13 protein-coding genes and 1 riboswitch are annotated in these 16141 nt (G+C 65.5%); of the genes, 10 read left to right on the top strand and 3 right to left on the bottom strand.

Annotated features, from left to right (window positions below; all coding sequences use genetic code 11):
- Nucleotides 1-16: 16 nt before the first annotated feature.
- Together thiE and GYB81_RS20455 are read right to left on the bottom strand one after the other, a co-directional pair.
- The gene (gene thiE, locus GYB81_RS20460; RefSeq protein ID WP_161867478.1) at nt 17-640 is read right to left on the bottom strand and encodes a thiamine phosphate synthase; all 624 of its coding nucleotides are present in this window, start codon (nt 638-640) and stop codon (nt 17-19) included.
- Complete coding sequence (locus GYB81_RS20455) at nt 637-1434, bottom strand: hydroxymethylpyrimidine/phosphomethylpyrimidine kinase (protein WP_161867479.1); 798 nt, start codon at nt 1432-1434, stop codon at nt 637-639. The genes thiE and GYB81_RS20455 overlap by 4 nt, the downstream gene beginning before the upstream one ends.
- 140 nt (nt 1435-1574) lie before the next feature.
- Here GYB81_RS20455 and GYB81_RS20450 point away from each other — a divergent pair, with 140 nt between their 5' ends.
- The 10 genes from GYB81_RS20450 to GYB81_RS20405 all read left to right on the top strand — a co-directional run bounded on the left by GYB81_RS20450 (nt 1575) and on the right by GYB81_RS20405 (nt 15126).
- Complete coding sequence (locus tag GYB81_RS20450) at nt 1575-2741, top strand: MFS transporter (RefSeq protein WP_161867486.1); 1167 nt, start codon at nt 1575-1577, stop codon at nt 2739-2741.
- Nucleotides 2742-2928: 187 nt separating this feature from the next.
- Entirely contained in the window at nt 2929-3696 is a 768-nt protein-coding gene (locus tag GYB81_RS20445; protein ID WP_161867480.1) for an ABC transporter ATP-binding protein, read from the top strand.
- Nucleotides 3697-3698: 2 nt separating this feature from the next.
- On the top strand, nt 3699-5675 hold the full coding sequence (gene fhuB / locus GYB81_RS20440; protein ID WP_161867481.1) for a Fe(3+)-hydroxamate ABC transporter permease FhuB: 1977 nt from the start codon (nt 3699-3701) through the stop codon (nt 5673-5675).
- Nucleotides 5672-6541: an iron-siderophore ABC transporter substrate-binding protein gene (locus GYB81_RS20435; protein WP_161867482.1), complete on the top strand. Its 870-nt coding sequence runs from the start codon at nt 5672-5674 to the stop codon at nt 6539-6541. The genes fhuB and GYB81_RS20435 overlap by 4 nt, the downstream gene beginning before the upstream one ends.
- Nucleotides 6542-6652: 111 nt before the next feature.
- The gene (locus GYB81_RS20430) at nt 6653-9046 is read left to right on the top strand and encodes a hybrid sensor histidine kinase/response regulator (protein ID WP_161867483.1); all 2394 of its coding nucleotides are present in this window, start codon (nt 6653-6655) and stop codon (nt 9044-9046) included.
- 242 nt (nt 9047-9288) lie between these two features.
- Nucleotides 9289-9930, top strand: coding sequence for a TetR/AcrR family transcriptional regulator (locus GYB81_RS20425; RefSeq protein WP_161867328.1), 642 nt, complete (start codon nt 9289-9291; stop codon nt 9928-9930).
- Nucleotides 9927-11576, top strand: coding sequence for an acyl-CoA dehydrogenase family protein (locus GYB81_RS20420; protein WP_161867327.1), 1650 nt, complete (start codon nt 9927-9929; stop codon nt 11574-11576). Before GYB81_RS20425 ends, GYB81_RS20420 begins: the two co-directional genes overlap by 4 nt.
- Nucleotides 11577-11699: 123 nt before the next feature.
- Nucleotides 11700-11903, top strand: a riboswitch (cobalamin riboswitch).
- A gap of 52 nt (nt 11904-11955) precedes the next feature.
- Complete coding sequence (locus GYB81_RS20415) at nt 11956-12639, top strand: energy-coupling factor ABC transporter permease (RefSeq protein ID WP_161867326.1); 684 nt, start codon at nt 11956-11958, stop codon at nt 12637-12639.
- Nucleotides 12640-12735: 96 nt separating this feature from the next.
- Entirely contained in the window at nt 12736-14208 is a 1473-nt protein-coding gene (gene amn, locus GYB81_RS20410; RefSeq protein WP_161867325.1) for an AMP nucleosidase, read from the top strand.
- A gap of 108 nt (nt 14209-14316) precedes the next feature.
- Nucleotides 14317-15126: a hypothetical protein gene (locus GYB81_RS20405; RefSeq protein ID WP_161867324.1), complete on the top strand. Its 810-nt coding sequence runs from the start codon at nt 14317-14319 to the stop codon at nt 15124-15126.
- 1 nt (nt 15127) lies between these two features.
- Here GYB81_RS20405 and GYB81_RS20400 read toward each other — a convergent pair whose 3' ends face one another.
- Nucleotides 15128-16099: a threonine dehydratase gene (locus tag GYB81_RS20400; protein WP_161867323.1), complete on the bottom strand. Its 972-nt coding sequence runs from the start codon at nt 16097-16099 to the stop codon at nt 15128-15130.
- Nucleotides 16100-16141 lie beyond the last annotated feature (42 nt).

The raw sequence follows: 16141 nt of genomic DNA, 5'->3' as shown, positions 1-16141 counted from the left end.
TTCTCTCTGAAAAGGGTCAATCGAACAGCGCGGCGAAGGCGCGGGCGCGGTCTTGCACCTCAAGGGCGGAGTCCGCGGCAAACAGGGCGTGGATCACGGCCACCATGCTGGCGCCGCGGGCGATCAGGCCGGGGGCGTTTTCCAGGGTCACGCCGCCGATGGCGACGATGGGCTGGGCAAAGCGCGTGCGCGCCTGATCCAGCAGCTCCACGGTGGCGGCCGGGGCGCCGGGCTTGGTATTGGAGTTGAAGAAGCGGCCGAAGGCGATATAGCTGGCGCCTTCGCAGGCGGCGCGCTCGGCCAGCTCCAGCTGGGCATGGCAGGTGCCGCCGATTACGGCATCTGCGCCAAGGCGGACGCGGGCGGCAGCCAGCGAGCCGTCGGTCTGGCCCAGGTGCAGGCCGACGCCCAGACGTGCAGCCAGCTCCAGGTCGTCGTTGATGATCAGCGTGGCGCCATGGCGCCGGCACAGGTCGGCCAGGGCCTGCGCTTCATCGAGACGACGCGCGGCGTCGCCCGACTTGTCGCGGTACTGCAGCAGGCGCGCACCGCCGATCAGCGCTGCTTCGGCGTAGGGCAACAGTTTGCCGCCGGCCAGCAATGGCGTATCGGTGATGGCGTAGAGGCCGCGAAGATTCACGAACAGAAATCCAGCGGCAGGCGGCGCGGCACGTACTGGCCGTGGCCGGGCTCTTCGGCGTCGCGCAGGGTGCGCCAGGTGTAGTCCAGGGCGCTCTTCACGGCGCTGACCAGCTCTTCGCCCAGCGCCAGGCGACCGGCCAGGGTGCTGGCCAGGGTGCAGCCGGAACCGTGATAGCTGCCGGGCAGGCGCGCGCAGGTGAAGGTGTGGCGGCTGCCATCGCGGCTGTACAGGCGGTTGTGTACTTCGGCTTCGTCGCCGTGGCCGCCGGTGATCAGCAGGTGCTCGATGAACGGCAGCAGCTTGTTTGCGCATTCGTCGGCCGTACCTTCCGGCAGTTCGGCGAGGATGCGCGCTTCCGGCAGGTTCGGCGTGGCGATGGTGGATACGGCGAACAGGCGCTCGCGCATGGCATAGCCGACGTCGTCCTTGCCCAGCGAGCCGCCGCCTCCGGCGCGCAGCACCGGATCGCAGACCAGCGGTACGCCGGGCAGCTGCTTCATCACCTCGAGTACGGTATCGACCATGTCCACCGAGCCGAGCATGCCCAGCTTGACGGCAGCCACGGGCATATCGGCGATCACGGAGCGGGCCTGGGCCAGCACCCAGTCGCGGTCGAGCACGCGGAAATCGGAGACGTTGACGGTATCCTGCACGGTCAGGGCGGTCACCGTCGGGGCGGCGTGGCAGCCTTGAGCCAGCAGGGCTTCGATATCGGCCTGCAGGCCGGCACCACCGCTGGGGTCGTGACCGGACATGCACAGCACTACGGGGCGGGAGTTTGGCGTTTTCATGGTGCGCGAGCTTATCACTAACAGTCTGTCGATCGCTGCATGACGTGCTGCTTGACAGCCTTCTGATACCTGTCCGTATTGGCATCAGCCGTGCTGGAAATGGCATCATGCGCGGCCCTGCCGCCTGCCCGACTGCCCCGATGACGCTGCGTACCTGCCTGATCATGATGACCGCCCTGGCGGTGATCACCGACAACCTGATCATTCCTTTCTATCCGCAGTATTTCGCCGAGCGCTTCGGCAATCCGCCGGAGCAGCATGTCGGCCTCTATCTGGCGGTGGTCAGCCTGGTGGTGATGGCGGTGTTCCCGCTCTGGGCACGGCTGGCCAAGCGCGTGCATCCGGTGCGCATCCTGATCAGCGCCCAGCTGATGGCCGGTAGCCTGACCGCTGCCTGCTATTTCATCGACTCGCTGCCGCTGTTCTGGGTGGTGTCGCTGCTGATGGTGGTGTTCAAGGGCAGCTACCTGCTGATGTACCCCTACGTGATGAGCCTGCAGCAGCAGGACAACCACACCCAGACCATTGGCACGCTGTCGGTGGTGGTGCACTTCGGCGCCATTCTCGGCGCTGCACTGGGTGGGTTGATCCTGCAGGTGATGAACATCGGCGACGTGTTCCTGGTGATGGCCGCCGGCGACTTCATCCAGATGGCCATCTGCATGCATCTGGTGCGTGGCTACCTGCCTGCGCCGGGGGAGCAGCCGGCGAGTGACGAGGCCCCGGTGAAGAACGAGGCGCGCAGCCTGCCTGCCATCTACCGCCTGTGCCTGGTGATGCTGCTGTTCTACTTCGTCGGCTACGTCACACGACCGTTCTTCGCCGTCTACTGGCAACAGGTGGCGCAGTGGAACAGCGAGATGGCCGCCGGCTTCGTCTATGCCCTGCCTGGCGCGGTGGCCGTAGCGGCGCTGTGGTGGGGGCGCCGGGCGACCAAGCAGGGCAATACCCGTGACGGCATCCTTGCCGGTTTGCTGCTGGGCGCGGCGGCGACCTTCATCCAGGGCTTCGGCGATCAGTGGCTGATCCTGCTCGGGCGTGTGCTGTTCGGTTGGGCGCTGTATCAGGTCACCGTGCGCCTCGATGCGTTGCTGTTCGAGCTCAGCTCGCCGGAGCACTACGCCGTGGACTTCAGCAAGATCAATATCTTCCAGTGCCTGGGCAACATGGGCTCGGCCTATGGCGCGGGGTTGCTGGTCAGCCATTACGGCCAGGCCATGCCATTCTGGGTTGGCGCTGCCGGTCTGCTGCTGACGGCGGCGCTGTTCCCCCTGCTGGTGCGTAAACCCGCTGCGGCCCGAGTCTGAGTGGCGAATGATAATTTGATGCAGGTGGGTATCGGTGATTAAACTCGCCCTCCGCACTGCCACCGCCATCCGGGTCCGCCGCGATGCAAGACTTCCATTCCACGCCCGATGTGATTCGCCATAACCTGCCCTGGCTCGCCGGCCGTGGCCGCGCACCGACTGGCCTGCGCTGGGAGCTCGCTCGGGCATGCTGAAGCTGCGCGATATCGAAGTACGCCGCGGTGAGCGGGTGACGCTGGCTGTGGACGAGCTGCAGCTGGAGAGCGATCACTTCACCGTGATCCTCGGCCACAACGGTTCGGGCAAGTCGACCCTGATGAACCTGCTGGCGCGGCAACTCGAGCCGAGCCGGGGTTCGTTGCAGCTGGACGAGCGCCCCCTGGCCGGTTTTTCCGCGCGCGATTTCGCCCGGCGCGTGGCCTTCCTGCCGCAGCATCTGCCCGATGTCGCCGGCCTGACCGTGCGTGAGCTGGTGCGCCTGGGGCGTTTTCCCTGGCGTGGGCTGCTCGGTCGCTGGCGTGCCGAGGATCATGCTGCGGTGGAGCGGGCGCTGGCACAGACCGATGTCGCCCATTACGCCGACCACCTGGCCGACAGCTTGTCCGGCGGCGAGCGCCAGCGTGCCTGGATCGCCATGCTTTTGGCCCAGCAATCGCCACTGCTGCTGCTGGATGAGCCGACCTCGGCCCTGGACCTGGCGCACCAGTACGAGCTGATGGGGCTGCTGCGCCAGCTCAACCGTGACAGCGGGCGCGGTATCGTCGCCATTCTTCACGACATCAACCTGACTGCACGGCATGCCGACCGGGTGATTGCCCTCAAACAGGGGCACATCTTCTTCGATGGCAGCCCGGACGAATTGCTCGACGGTCCGCTGCTCAGTCAGCTTTACGATATCGATATCCAGCTGATCGAGCAGCCCGGCAGCGTACGCAAGATCGCCGTGGTGGCCTGAACATGACGGCCGTTACGGCGCTATCACGCCATATCCTGACGTTGTCCCTGTTGTTGCCCCTGACGCTGCTGCATCTGTGGCTGGCAGCGGACCTCAGCCCGCTCGAACTCTGGGCCATGCTTGGCGCGGCCGGGGAGAGTTTCGAGAGCCTGCAGTTGCAGTTGTCGGCGTTGCCCCGCCTGAGCATGGCCCTGCTGGTGGGCGCTGCGTTGGGGCTGTCCGGCAGCCTGCTGCAGCAGATCACTCAGAACCGCCTGGTTTCCCCCATGACCATCGGCGCCTCGTCGGGGGCCTGGCTCGGCCTGGTGCTGGCCACCCTGCTGGTGCCGGCCTTCGCCGCCAGCCACGGTCAGTGGGCGGCGCTCGGCGGAGCGCTGCTGGCGGTCGGCCTGGTGCTGCTGATTGCCGGGCGCAGCGGCATCGGCGGCCTGCCGCTGGTGCTCGGCGGCATGGCCATGAACCTGCTGCTCGGCGCACTGGCTGCCGGGCTGGTGCTGATCAACAACCAGTACACCCAGGGCCTGTTCGTCTGGGGCGCAGGGGACCTGGCGCAGATCGACTGGCATTGGGTGCAGTGGCTGTGGCCCAAGTTGCTGCTGGCCGTACCGCTGCTGATCCTCGCGCCGCGGCCGCTCAGTCTCCTGCAATTGGGTAGTGAGGCCGCTCAAGGTCGTGGCCTGGCGCTATGGCCGGTGATGCTGGTGCTGTTTCTGGCAGCGCTGTGGTTGTGTGCGGTATCGATCACCGCAGTAGGCCTGATCGGCTTCATCGGTCTGCTCACGCCCAATCTGGCGAAGATGCTGGGTGCCCGCACGGCGCGTGACGAGCTGACGTACAGCGCGCTGCTCGGCGCCTTGCTGCTGCTGACTACCGACGCCCTGGCGTTGCTGGCCAATCAGCTCAGCGGCCAGCTGGTGCCCAGCGGCGCGGCTGCTGCGCTGATCGGCGCCCCGGTGCTGTTGTGGCTGGCGCGTCGACATCTGGCGGCCGAAGACCCGCATGGGCTGCAGCTGCCAGCCGGCGCCGAACGTCTTGGCTGGCGCGGGGCGCTGTGCATAGTGCTCCTGACTGCGGTGGCGCTGACGCTGGCTCTGGGACTCGCCCGGGGTCTCGATGGCTGGCGCCTGCAATGGCCATCGGCGCTGGCCTGGTCGCTGCGCTGGCCGCGCGTGCTCACCGCCGCTTCGGCGGGCGCAGGGCTGGCGATCTCCGGTCTGTTGTTACAACGCCTGCTGCGAAATCCCCTGGCCAGCCCGGATATTCTCGGCCTGTCGGCCGGTGCCACGCTGGCCGTGATGCTGGCGCTGACCTGGTTCGGCGGCGCCTTGCTCGGGGCCGTCGCGCCGCTGGCGGCGTTCATCGGCAGCCTGGTGGTACTGGCGGTATTGATGCTGCTGGGGCGGCGCCATCAGTATTCGCCGGCATTGATGGCGCTGCTGGGCATTTCCCTGGGGGCGCTGCTCAATGCTGCTTTGCAGTTCGTGCTGGCCAAGGGCACGGGAGATTCGTTCGCGCTGCTCGGCTGGCTGTCCGGTTCCACCTACCGTGCCACGCCGGCGCAGGCGCTGTGGCTGACCCTCGGCGTGCTGCTGTTCGGCGCGTTGGCATTAGTGTTCCACCGCGCGCTGACGCTGATCGGTATCGGCGATGGCGTGGCGGCCAGTCGCGGCCTCAATGTGCCGCGGCTGCGTCTGGCGTTGCTAGTGCTGGTGGCGCTGCTCTGCGCGCTGGTCACCAGCCTGCTCGGGCCGGTGGCATTTCTCGGCCTGCTGGCGCCGCATATCGCGGTGATGCTTGGGGCGCGCCGCGTGGCGCCGCAATTGTTGCTCGCCGCTGCGCTGGGTGCGGTACTGATGCTGCTGGCTGACTGGGTCGGGCGCACGTTGATCTTCCCGTTGCAGATTCCGGTGGGCATCGTCGCCTCGGTGCTGTGTGGTGGTTACTTCGTGTTTCTGTTGATTCGTGGGAGGCTGGCATGAGGCAGTGGCTGCTGGGCGCGTTGCTGCTCTGGCTGGCGCCGGCCTGGGCCGGCGAGGCTCCACGGGTGGCCGCGTTGAGTTGGGAGGCCACCGAGCACCTGCTGATGCTCGATGTAACACCGCTGGCCGTGGCCGATGCCGGCGACTACCGCGCCTGGGTGGTGCGGCCGACGCTGCCTGATGAGGTGCCCTCGGTCGGCTCGCGCCTGGAACCCAACCTCGAGTTGCTGGCCGAACTGCAGCCGCAGCTGATCGTCATTCCGCCCCTGCTCGAAGACATCCGGCCACTGCTCGAACGCATCGCGCCGGTCCAGGTGTACCAGGGCTTCAGCCAACAGCACGACAACCTGCAGGCGCAGCGCGAAGCCTTTCTCGATCTGGCGCGCGCTCTCGGCCGCGAGGCATTGGCCGAGCAGCGCCTGCAGGCCATGGAGACCGAATTGGCACGGTGGCGTGAGCGCTTGCAGACTCACTACGGCGGGCACCTGCCGGCGGTCACGGTGATTCGCTTTTCATCGCCGACGGCAGTGTTCATCAACGGCCCCAACTCCATGCCACAGCACGCGCTGACGTTGCTCGGCCTGCAGCCGGCGATGTCACTGGCGCCGAGTCCGTGGGGCATCACTCAGGTGCCGATCACCGCGCTGGGGCGCATCGAGCAGGGGGTGGTGCTGCATATCGAGCCCTTTGCCCAGGAGGCGCAGCTGTTCGCCTCGCCGTTGTGGCAGGCGATGCCCTTCGTGCGCGAACGGCGCTTCGCCGGAATGCCTTCGACCTGGACCTATGGCGGGGTGTTCTCCCTGCAGTATCTGGCTGAATCCATCACGCAAGCTTTGCTCAAACTGCCTGCCGAATCTGGAAAATAGCCTCGACAGTCCCTAGAGTAGGGCGATTCATATATAAGTCTGCCATGCGTGACGGCGCCATCCAGGGCTGATGGGGGCCTGAGTGTCGTTCGACAAGGCTAGTGGAGTCGTATGTCCCGGCTGCTCCTGCTCTTCTTGAGCTTCGTTTTTCCCTCGCTCGTGGGCGCCGTTACCTTCGACGAACAGATGCGCATGCTGCCGCTGGGGCAGAGCATGTATGTGTTCGAGGACGTGCGCGGCGATGCCAGCATCGACGACGTCGCTTCGCCGGCCGTGCAGGGCAGCTTCCGCCTGCATGACAAGCCCGTACTCAACGCCGGTTATTCGCGCTCGGTGTTCTGGTTGCGTCTGGATCTCGAATATCGCCCCGTGCAGGCGCAGGGCGACCGCAACTGGCTGCTGGAGCTGGCCTATCCGCCGCTCGACCACCTCGAGCTCTATCTGCCTGACGAAGACGGTAGTTTCGCTCTGGCGCAGCGCACCGGGGATGCGCTGCCGTTCGACAGCCGACAGATCCGCCAGAACAACTACCTGTTCGAACTGAACCTGGAGCCGGGGCAGGTCAAGCGCATCTACCTGCGTCTGGAAAGCCAGGGCTCGATCCAGGCGCCGCTGACCTTGTGGGCGCCCAACGCCTATCTGGAGGAGCAGCCCGGGCGCATCTACGTCCTCGGCATCATCTACGGCGTGTTGCTGGTGATGCTGGTCTACAACCTGTTCATCTTCCTCAGCGTGCGCGACACCAGCTACCTCTACTACATTCTCTACATCGCCTCGTTCGGCCTTTATCAGATATCGGTCAACGGCGCCGGCATCGAATTCTTCTGGCCCAACAGCCCCTGGTGGGCCAATGCCGCGACGCCGTTTCTGATCGGCTCTGCCGCTCTGTTCGGCTGCCAGTTCGCGCGCAGCTTCCTGCACACCTCCGAGCACAGTCCCTGGGTCGACCGCCTGTTGCTGCTGCTCATGGCCTGCGGCGCCGTGGTGATGATCCTGGCGCTAAGCATCAGTTATGCGACGGCGTTGCGCCTGGCGACCTACCTGGCATTGCTGTTCACCGTGGTGATCTTCGCTGCCGGTATCCTCGCCTGGCTGCGCGGTATGCGCGTGGCGCGCTACTTCATCTTTGCCTGGACGGCCTTCCTCGTCGGCGGCATCGTCAATACGCTCATGGTGCTGGGCTATCTGCCCAACGTCTTTCTTACCATGTATGCCAGCCAGATCGGTTCGGCGCTGGAGGTCAGTCTGCTGTCGCTTGCACTGGCCGATCGCATCAACGCGATGAAGGAGGAGCGTGCGCGCATCCTTCAGGAAGCCGGGCACAAGCTCGAGGAGCTGAACCAGGAACTGGCCGACAGCAACCGCTTCAAGGACGAGTTCCTCGCCACCGTCACCCATGAACTGCGTACGCCAATGAACGGCGTGATCGGCTCGCTGGAGCTGATGCAGACGGTGAGGATGGACGTCGAGCTGGAGCAGTACCAGAAGACCGCCGCCGCCTCGGCACGCGACATGATGCGCATGGTCAACGATATCCTCGCGCTTACCGAGCTGCAGGCCGGCAAGCTCTATCCACGGCGAGAGGCATTCAGTCTGCGCGGCCTGTTCGACGGGCTGCGAGCGCAGTACGCGCCGCGCGCCGAGGACAAGGGGCTGACCTTCGCGCTGGAACTGGACGACAGCTTGCCCGACACCCTGGAGGGCGACGCCGCCAAGCTGGCCCAGGCCCTGGGCTACCTGCTGGACAATGCCATCAAGTTCACCAGCGAGGGCAGCGTGACGCTGCAGGTCGGTCGCGTCGGCAGCCAGGGCAATAATCTGCCGTTGAGCGTGATCGTCAGTGATACCGGTATCGGTTTCGCCCATGGCGAGAGTGACCTGTATCAGCGTTTCCACCAGCTCGACGGTTCCATGACTCGCAAGTACGGCGGCTTGGGTATCGGCCTGGCGATCTGCCGGCAACTGGTCGATCTGCTTGGCGGCAGTCTGAGCCATGAATCGCAGCCCGAGGTCGGCAGCCGCTTCCGCCTCAACGTGCCGCTGACGCTTCCGGAGCAGCCGGCGATACCGGTCGTGCGCCCTCAGCGCTTGCCGAGTGGCATCGCGCAACGTCAGGCGCAGCAGTGCAGGGTGCTGATCGTCGAGGACAACGCAATCAACCAGTTGGTAACGCGCGGCATGCTGCTAAAGCTGGGCTACCGCGTGCGCACGGCCGACAACGGCGCCGAGGCGCTGGAGCTGCTGCGCGGCGAAAGCGTCGACGCCGTGCTGCTGGACTGCCAGATGCCGGTCATGGACGGCTTCGCCACCTGTCGTGCCATTCGCGCACTACCCGGTTGCGCTGAACTGCCGGTGCTGGCGATCACAGCGCACAGCCACAGCGGCGACCGCGAGCGTTGTCTGGCTGCCGGCATGAGCGATTACCTGGCCAAGCCGGTCAAGTTCGAAGAGCTGCGCGTATTGCTGCACGACTGGGTGTTGTGCCGGCCGCCCGCCGTCTCCTAGCGCTGCGCCTGGGTAGGGCGGTGCAAGCCGCCATGGAAGCCAGGCCGGTCTGTTACCGGCCCATGTCTGCAGCCGTTGCGCCAGGTACTTGTACCTGGCCGCAACAAGTCCTGCCGCGCTATCGATGGCTTCGGCGCAACCTGTCTACCGATGTCTGTTCGGCCGCAGATTTGGCCGGATCGTCCCTTTAGCCATGGTCTGAATCCTGATTCACTGCTGCAGAGTGAATCAGGATTCAGACCATGGCTTACCGCATCACCGAAGCGCGAATCGACCGCGACCAGGCCCAGCGCCAGCGCATTCTCGGCTGCGCGCTGGAAAGGGTCTGTGCCGGTGGCTTCGCCGCCCTGACCATGCAGGCGCTGGCCGACGACGTTGGCATCGCCACCGGTAGCCTGTACCGATACTTTCGCAGCAAGGGTGAACTGGCTGCCGAAGTCTTCGCCGTGGCCAGTCAGCGTGAAGTGGATGCCCTGGCTGCCGCCTTGCGTGGTCCGGGTAGCGCCAGCGAACGCCTGCGCCTCGGCCTGGAGCAATTCGCTGCCCGCGCCTGGCATAGCCGCCGTCTGGCCTTCGCGTTGATTGCCGAGCCTGTCGATCCGGAGGTCGACGAGCAGCGCCTGCTCTATCGTGAAGCCTACGCCGAACTGTTCAGCGACCTGCTGGAGGAGGGCGTCGGCGCCGGTGAGTTTCGTGTCGAGCAGATCGGCCTGGTGGCGGCCTGCCTGGTCGGCGCCATTGCCGAGGCTCTGGTCGGACCGCTGTCGCCGCCTGCCCGCGCCGCTCGCGAAGCGGGTAGACCCACTCTGCAGCTGGCGCAGGTCAGCGCCAGCCTCGTCACCTTCTGCCTGCGCGCCGTGGGCGCCAAGGAGTCAAACCGATGAAACCCAGTCTGCACGCCGAAACCCATGAGGTGTTCAACCAGGTGCCCAGCCTCGACGGCGCCAACCTCTACCGTCTCGATCTGCCACTGCAGGAGTGGGTGCGCCGCTACGATGGCGGCTGGGCCGACGAGCGTCTGAGTACCTACGGTGCATTGGCCGGTGGCGCGCTGATGCAGGCGGGCTTTCTCGCCAACGAGAACAAGCCGGTGTTCAAGAGCCATGACCGCTACGGCAACCGCATCGACCTGGTGGAATTCCACCCGGCCTATCACGAGCTGATGCGCACAGCCATCGAGCAGGGCCTGCCGTCGCTGCCCTGGACCGACCCGCGCGCCGGTGCCCATGTCGCCCGCGCCGGGCTATCCTATCTGCACAGCCAGGCCGAGTCCGCCAGCGGTTGCCCGCTGACCATGACCTTCGCTGCAGTGCCCGCCATTCGCCTGCAGCCCAATATCGCCGAGCAGTGGCTGCCGAAGATACTTGCCACCGAGTACGACCCGCGCAATCTGCCGATGGAGCAGAAGGCCGGCGTCACCATCGGCATGGCCATGACCGAGAAGCAGGGCGGCACCGACGTGCGCGCCAACACTACACGCGCCTATGCCATCGGTCTCGGCGGGCCGGGGCAGGGCTACGAGCTGGTCGGCCACAAGTGGTTCTGCTCGGCGCCGATGTGCGACGCCTTCCTCACCCTGGCCTACACCGACAAGGGGTTGAGCTGCTTCCTGCTGCCGCGTCACCGCCCGGACGGCACGCGCAACGCGTTCTACATCCAGCGCCTGAAGAACAAGCTGGGCAACTGGGCCAACGCCTCCAGCGAGGTGGAATACCGCGGCGCCTTCGCCTGGATGCTCGGCGAGGAAGGGCGCGGCGTGCCCACCATCATCGAGATGGTGGCCATGACCCGCTTCGACTGCATGGTCGGTTCCAGCAGCCTGATGCGCCAGGCGTTGACCCAGGCCGCGCACCACTGCGCGCATCGCCAGGTGGGCGGCAAGATCCTCGCCGACCAGCCGTTGATGCAGAACGTCCTGGCCGACCTGGCGCTGGAGAGCGAAGCCGCGCTGGCGCTGTGCATGCGCATGGGCCACGCGCTTGACCATCTGCATGACGAGCAGGAAGACAAGTTCGCCCGCCTGGTCACCGCCGTGGGCAAGTACTGGATCTGCAAGCGCGCCCCGGAAATGATCTACGAGGCCAGTGAATGCATGGGCGGCGCCGGCTACGTCGAGGAAACCATCATGCCGCGTCTGTATCGTGAGGCGCCGGTCAACTCGATCTGGGAAGGTTCAGGCAACGTACAGTGCCTGGACGTGCTGCGTGCCCTGTCCAAGGAGCCCGGCGTGCTCGACGCATTGTTCACCGAACTGGGCGATGGCCATGGCGATGCCCGTCTCAAGGCGCATATCCAAAGGCTCAAGGCTGATTTCAGCGACACCGCTGACATTCAATACCGCGCCCGTCAGCTCACCGAGGACATGGCTGTGGCACTGCAGGCCAAGCTGTTGCTGGAAGCTGGCAACAGCGTGGTCAGCGACGCCTTTATCGCCAGCCGCCTGGAGGGCCGCGGCCGCGTCTACGGCACCCTGCCGCGCGGTATCGACGTCGAAGCGCTGCTGGCGCGTAGCACGCCGCATCTGCTTTGATGTGGCTGCGATCTTTCACCAGGGGAAGTTGGTTTTTTCAGCCGATTTTCTTTTGGGAACAACTGTGCGTGCGAAGAGGACTGAGACGATCAGTCTGGCCGCTGTTTTTTAGCCAGACGGGCGAGTAATCTGGCGGCCGATGGTTCTGCGTTCACAGTGGTGACGCGGATGAAAAGGGAACAGGGTGCGGTGAATCTCGCCAATGCCCTGGCTGCCCCCGCAACTGTAAGCGGCGAACGAAGCCCCTCATGCCACTGACTTCGGTCGGGAAGGCGGGCGAAGTGCCAAGTCGTGAGCCAGGAGACCTGCCATCGGCAACGGGCGTTTCGCCCATCCTTCATCCGAATCGTCGCGCGGTGGGCGCGGCCAAGGAACTTGCATGCATATCGAACCGGGCGTCGTCGAAGGCGCCAAGATTTTCCTCAGTTACGCAACGGCGGTCGCTGCCTTCGGCCTGACCGCCAAACTGGCGCGCGATGCCATCCGCGACAACGGCGGCGTCACCGCGCTGGCGCTGCGCAGCCTGCTGACCACCGCGCTGGTATTCTGCTTCTTCGAGGTATTGCCGCATCATCCCGTGGGTGTTTCCGAAGTACACCTGATTCTTGGCTCGACCCTGCTGCTGCTGTTCGGCGCCGGCGCCACCGCCATCGGTCTGGCCGCAGGTCTGCTGCTGCAGGGCCTGCTGTTCGCCCAGTTCGATTTGCCGCAGTACGGCATGAACGTCACCACCCTGTTGATTCCGCTGTGGGGCATCAGTCTGTTGGCCAAGCGTATCGTCGCTCCGGGTACCGCCTACGTCGATCTCTCCTACAAGCAGGCGCTGGCGCTGTCGACTGCCTATCAGGGCGGTATCGTTGCCTGGGTGGCGTTCTGGGCCTTTTACGGTCACGGCTTCACCAGTGAGAACCTGGCCGCCGTGGGCAGCTTCGGCCTGGCCTACATGAGCGTGATCCTGATCGAGCCGCTGATCGATCTTGGCGTGCTGGCCGCCGCCAAGGCACTGTCGCGTTTCAGCCAGGGACCGCTGTTCAACGCGCGCCTGCATCAGGCTGCCGTCTGATGACAGCGTGGCGACCGAATTGCCGGTCGCCACGCTATGTTTTGCCACAAGGATGCAGGCAAGATAGGCGCGTACGTTCAGTCAGGAAGATGCGCCGTGAAAGCCTGCTCAGATGATTTCATCATTGCCCACACTCCCGAAGAGGCGGTCGACCGCCTCGCCGCGTTGCACCAGGAAGCCACTGGCGCCCTGAGTCACGCACTCAAGCGCTACCTCAAGGAGCGCATCCGCCCGGACGCCAGCGAGCACTGCCTGTTCCGCTATCCCGAATTGCGCCTGACCTATCTGTGCCAGGGCGAGGTGCCGACCACCGTACGTGCCTACGCCAAGGTGCAGGTTCCGGGTACCTACGCGATCACCGTGACCCAGCCGGCTGCCTTTCGCAAATACCTGCTGGAGCAGCTGCGTCCTCTGATGAACGACTTCACCCTGCGTGTGGAAGTCGGCCGCAGCCAGCAGAATATTCCCTACCCCTACGTGGTCGAGGGCGGTGACGAGCTGGCCGGCAGTGGCGTGACCGCTGCCGAGCTGGCGCGAGTGTTCCCCAGCACCGATCTGTCTGCCGCCACCGACGGCACCGCCGATGGCCTGTATGACTGGGAGAATATCGACCCGTTGCCGCTGGCTCTGTTCGACGCAGCGCGTACCGATTTTTCTCTCAAGCGCATACAGCACTACACCGGCAGCGATTGGAGCCACGTGCAGCCGTGGATTCTGCTGACCAACTACCACCGCTACGTCGACCAGTTCATCCGCCATGGCCTGGATATGCTGGTGGGTGACTCGCGCTTCACCCGTATGGTGCTGCCGGGCAACGTGGTGGTCGAGCGCGGCATGGCCGAGGGCGAGATGCAGGCGATCATCGAGAACGTGGTCTGGCACCGCTACCAGATGCCGGCCTACCATCTGCAGGCGGATGACGGCCATGGCATCACCCTGGTCAATATCGGCGTCGGTCCGTCCAATGCCAAGAACATTACCGATCACCTCGCGGTGCTGCGCCCGCATTGCTGGCTGATGATCGGTCACTGCGGCGGTCTGCGGCAGTCGCAGACCATCGGCGACTACGTGCTGGCCCACGCCTATATGCGCCGCGACGGAATTCTTGACCGCGTGCTGCCGCCGCACATTCCGCTGCCGGCGCTGGCCGAGGTGCAGCAGGCGCTGCAGGAAGCCGCCAAGCTGGTCACCGGTGAAGAGGGCGACGAGCTGAAAAAGCGCCTGCGTACCGGCACCGTGCTGACCTACGACGATCGCAACTGGGAGCTGCGCTGGGCTCAGGAGCGGCCGCTGATCAATCTGTCGCGTGCGGTGGCGGTGGACATGGAAAGCGGCACCATCGCCGCGCAAGGCTATCGCCTGCGGGTGCCCTACGGCACGCTGCTGTGCGTGTCGGACAAACCCCTGCACAGTGAGATCAAGCTGCCAGGCGCGGCGGGCGCCTTCTACGAACGTGCGGTGACTCAGCACCTGCATATCGGCATCGCGGCGTTGGAGCTGATGCGCAGTCAGCTTAACTCGCTGCATTCGCGCAAGTTGCGCAGCTTCGACGAGCCACCGTTCCGTTGAGCGTCTGAGGTGGGTGTGGCCTGACGCACAGTCCGGTCACGCCCTGGCGTTAGGCTGCAGTGTTCTGGTTTACACTCGCGCCCGTCATGGACGAACGAGGCGATAGGCATGGAGCAGGCACGTCTGCTGCTCACGGCACTGTGGGAACCCTTCAGTTTCTTCAATCTTTTTCTCGACACCGGTCTGGCGCTTCTGCTTGGCGCGGTTGCCGGCCTGTTGCTGGCGTTCAAGCTGCACCGGTTGGGCTGGCTGGCACGTAACAAGCGCTGGCACCACTGGCTGCTCAAACTCTACTTTCTGCTGCTGCCCCTGGCCGGAGGTTTTCTCGGCGTCCAGGGTGGGCTGTTGTACGGCAGCCAGCAGCAGATCAATCGCCATCTCGATAGCTATGCGCCTCTGGTGCAGGCACTGGCCGACGATATCTGGAGCGACTTCCAGGCCTATGTCGAGGCGCAGGAGCAGCAGGGACTATTGGCCGTGCGTGATGTCAGCGTGCAGACGCTGCTCAAGCAGCTGGCGCTGGACTACGTCCATCGTGAGCGGCTGCAAGAAGCTGGCGAGCGCGCCGAAGCCTCGACCACTGAACGCATCGCCTTCGACCTGCTCGACCGGCTGCGTGCCAGTCTGCTGGGCAAGGCGATAGGCGAGATGGCAGTGGAGAAAACCGCCCGTTACAGCGGGCTCAACGAGAAGGTGCTGGATCAGGTGCTGGATGCGCGTATCGAGCAGCTCTTCCAGGCCGAGTTCCTCCTCGGCCTGCTCAAGCGGCAGATCGGCCATGTGTTCAAGCCGTTCTATATCGCATTGCTGATTCAGCTTGGTCTGCTGCTGGCTCTGATCGCTGCGGAATGGGGCGTTTCGCGCCGGTTACGGCAGACGCCCGGACGGCTGCCTGCCGAGCCTCTGCCGCTGGCCTGAGTCAGGCTGCGGCTGGTGCTTCGTCACGCAGCAGGTCGGCGAGCGCCAGCCGGTCGATGTTGGCGCCGCTGAGCACCACGGCAACACGCTGGCCGGCGTTGCGTTCGCGCTCCTGTAGCAGGGCTGCCAGGGCGGCAGCGCCGGCGCCTTCGGCGAGGTTGTGAGTGTCCTCGTGATAGGCGCGGATGGCGGTGCGAATTTCCGCGTCGTCGACCCGCAGGATGCGCGCCGCGCCCGCGCTGATCATGTCCAATGCCAATTGCTGCGGTTGGCGGCAGGCCATGCCGTCGGCCAGGGTGACGGCGCGTTCGGTCTGTACCAGGCAACTTTGTTCGAAACTCTGCGCGTAGGCATCGGCGCCGCTGGCGACCACGCCGACGATTTCGGTGTCGAGGCCGAGCAGGTCGCGGGTACGGATCATGCCGCAGATGCCCGAGCCGAGGCCGATGGGCACGTACACTCGGCGCAGGTTCGGAACCGCCTCAAGCAGTTCCAGGGCATAGGTGGCCACGCCGCGCACCAGATCCTCGTGCAGCGACGGCACCCAGTGCAGGCCGTCGCGTTCGGCCACACGCGCGGCCTCGGCGCGGGCTTCGTCGAAGTCGCGGCCATGTTCGATCACCTCGGCGCCAAGGGCACGCATCGCGGCGTTCTTCTCGCGGGCGTTGCCGTGCGGCACCAGGATGCGGATCGCCAGCCCCGCTGCGCGTGCAGCCAGCGCCAGGCTCTGGCCATGGTTGCCGCGGGTGGCGGTGACGAGGCCGCGCACCTGCGGCTCGCGGCGTAGCAGCGCGTCGATGTAGACCAGCCCGCCGCGCACCTTGAAGGCGGCGGTGGGCGCGTGGTTCTCATGCTTGACCCACAGCTCGCAACCCGTGCGCTGGCACAGCAGCGGCCAGCTCAGCTGTGGCGTGGGCGCCATATGGCGGTGAACCAGTTGGGCGCTCTGGCGCAGTTGGGCGAGGTCGAACATGACGGGGACTCCGGGTGGCGTTGACCCCGATGCTAGTGCGGT

Source organism: Pseudomonas yangonensis (genome assembly GCF_009932725.1).
GTDB classification, from domain to species: Bacteria; Pseudomonadota; Gammaproteobacteria; order Pseudomonadales; family Pseudomonadaceae; genus Aquipseudomonas; species Aquipseudomonas yangonensis.
Note: the sequence above shows the minus strand (reverse complement) of the source record. Positions and strands in the feature narration are given on the sequence as shown.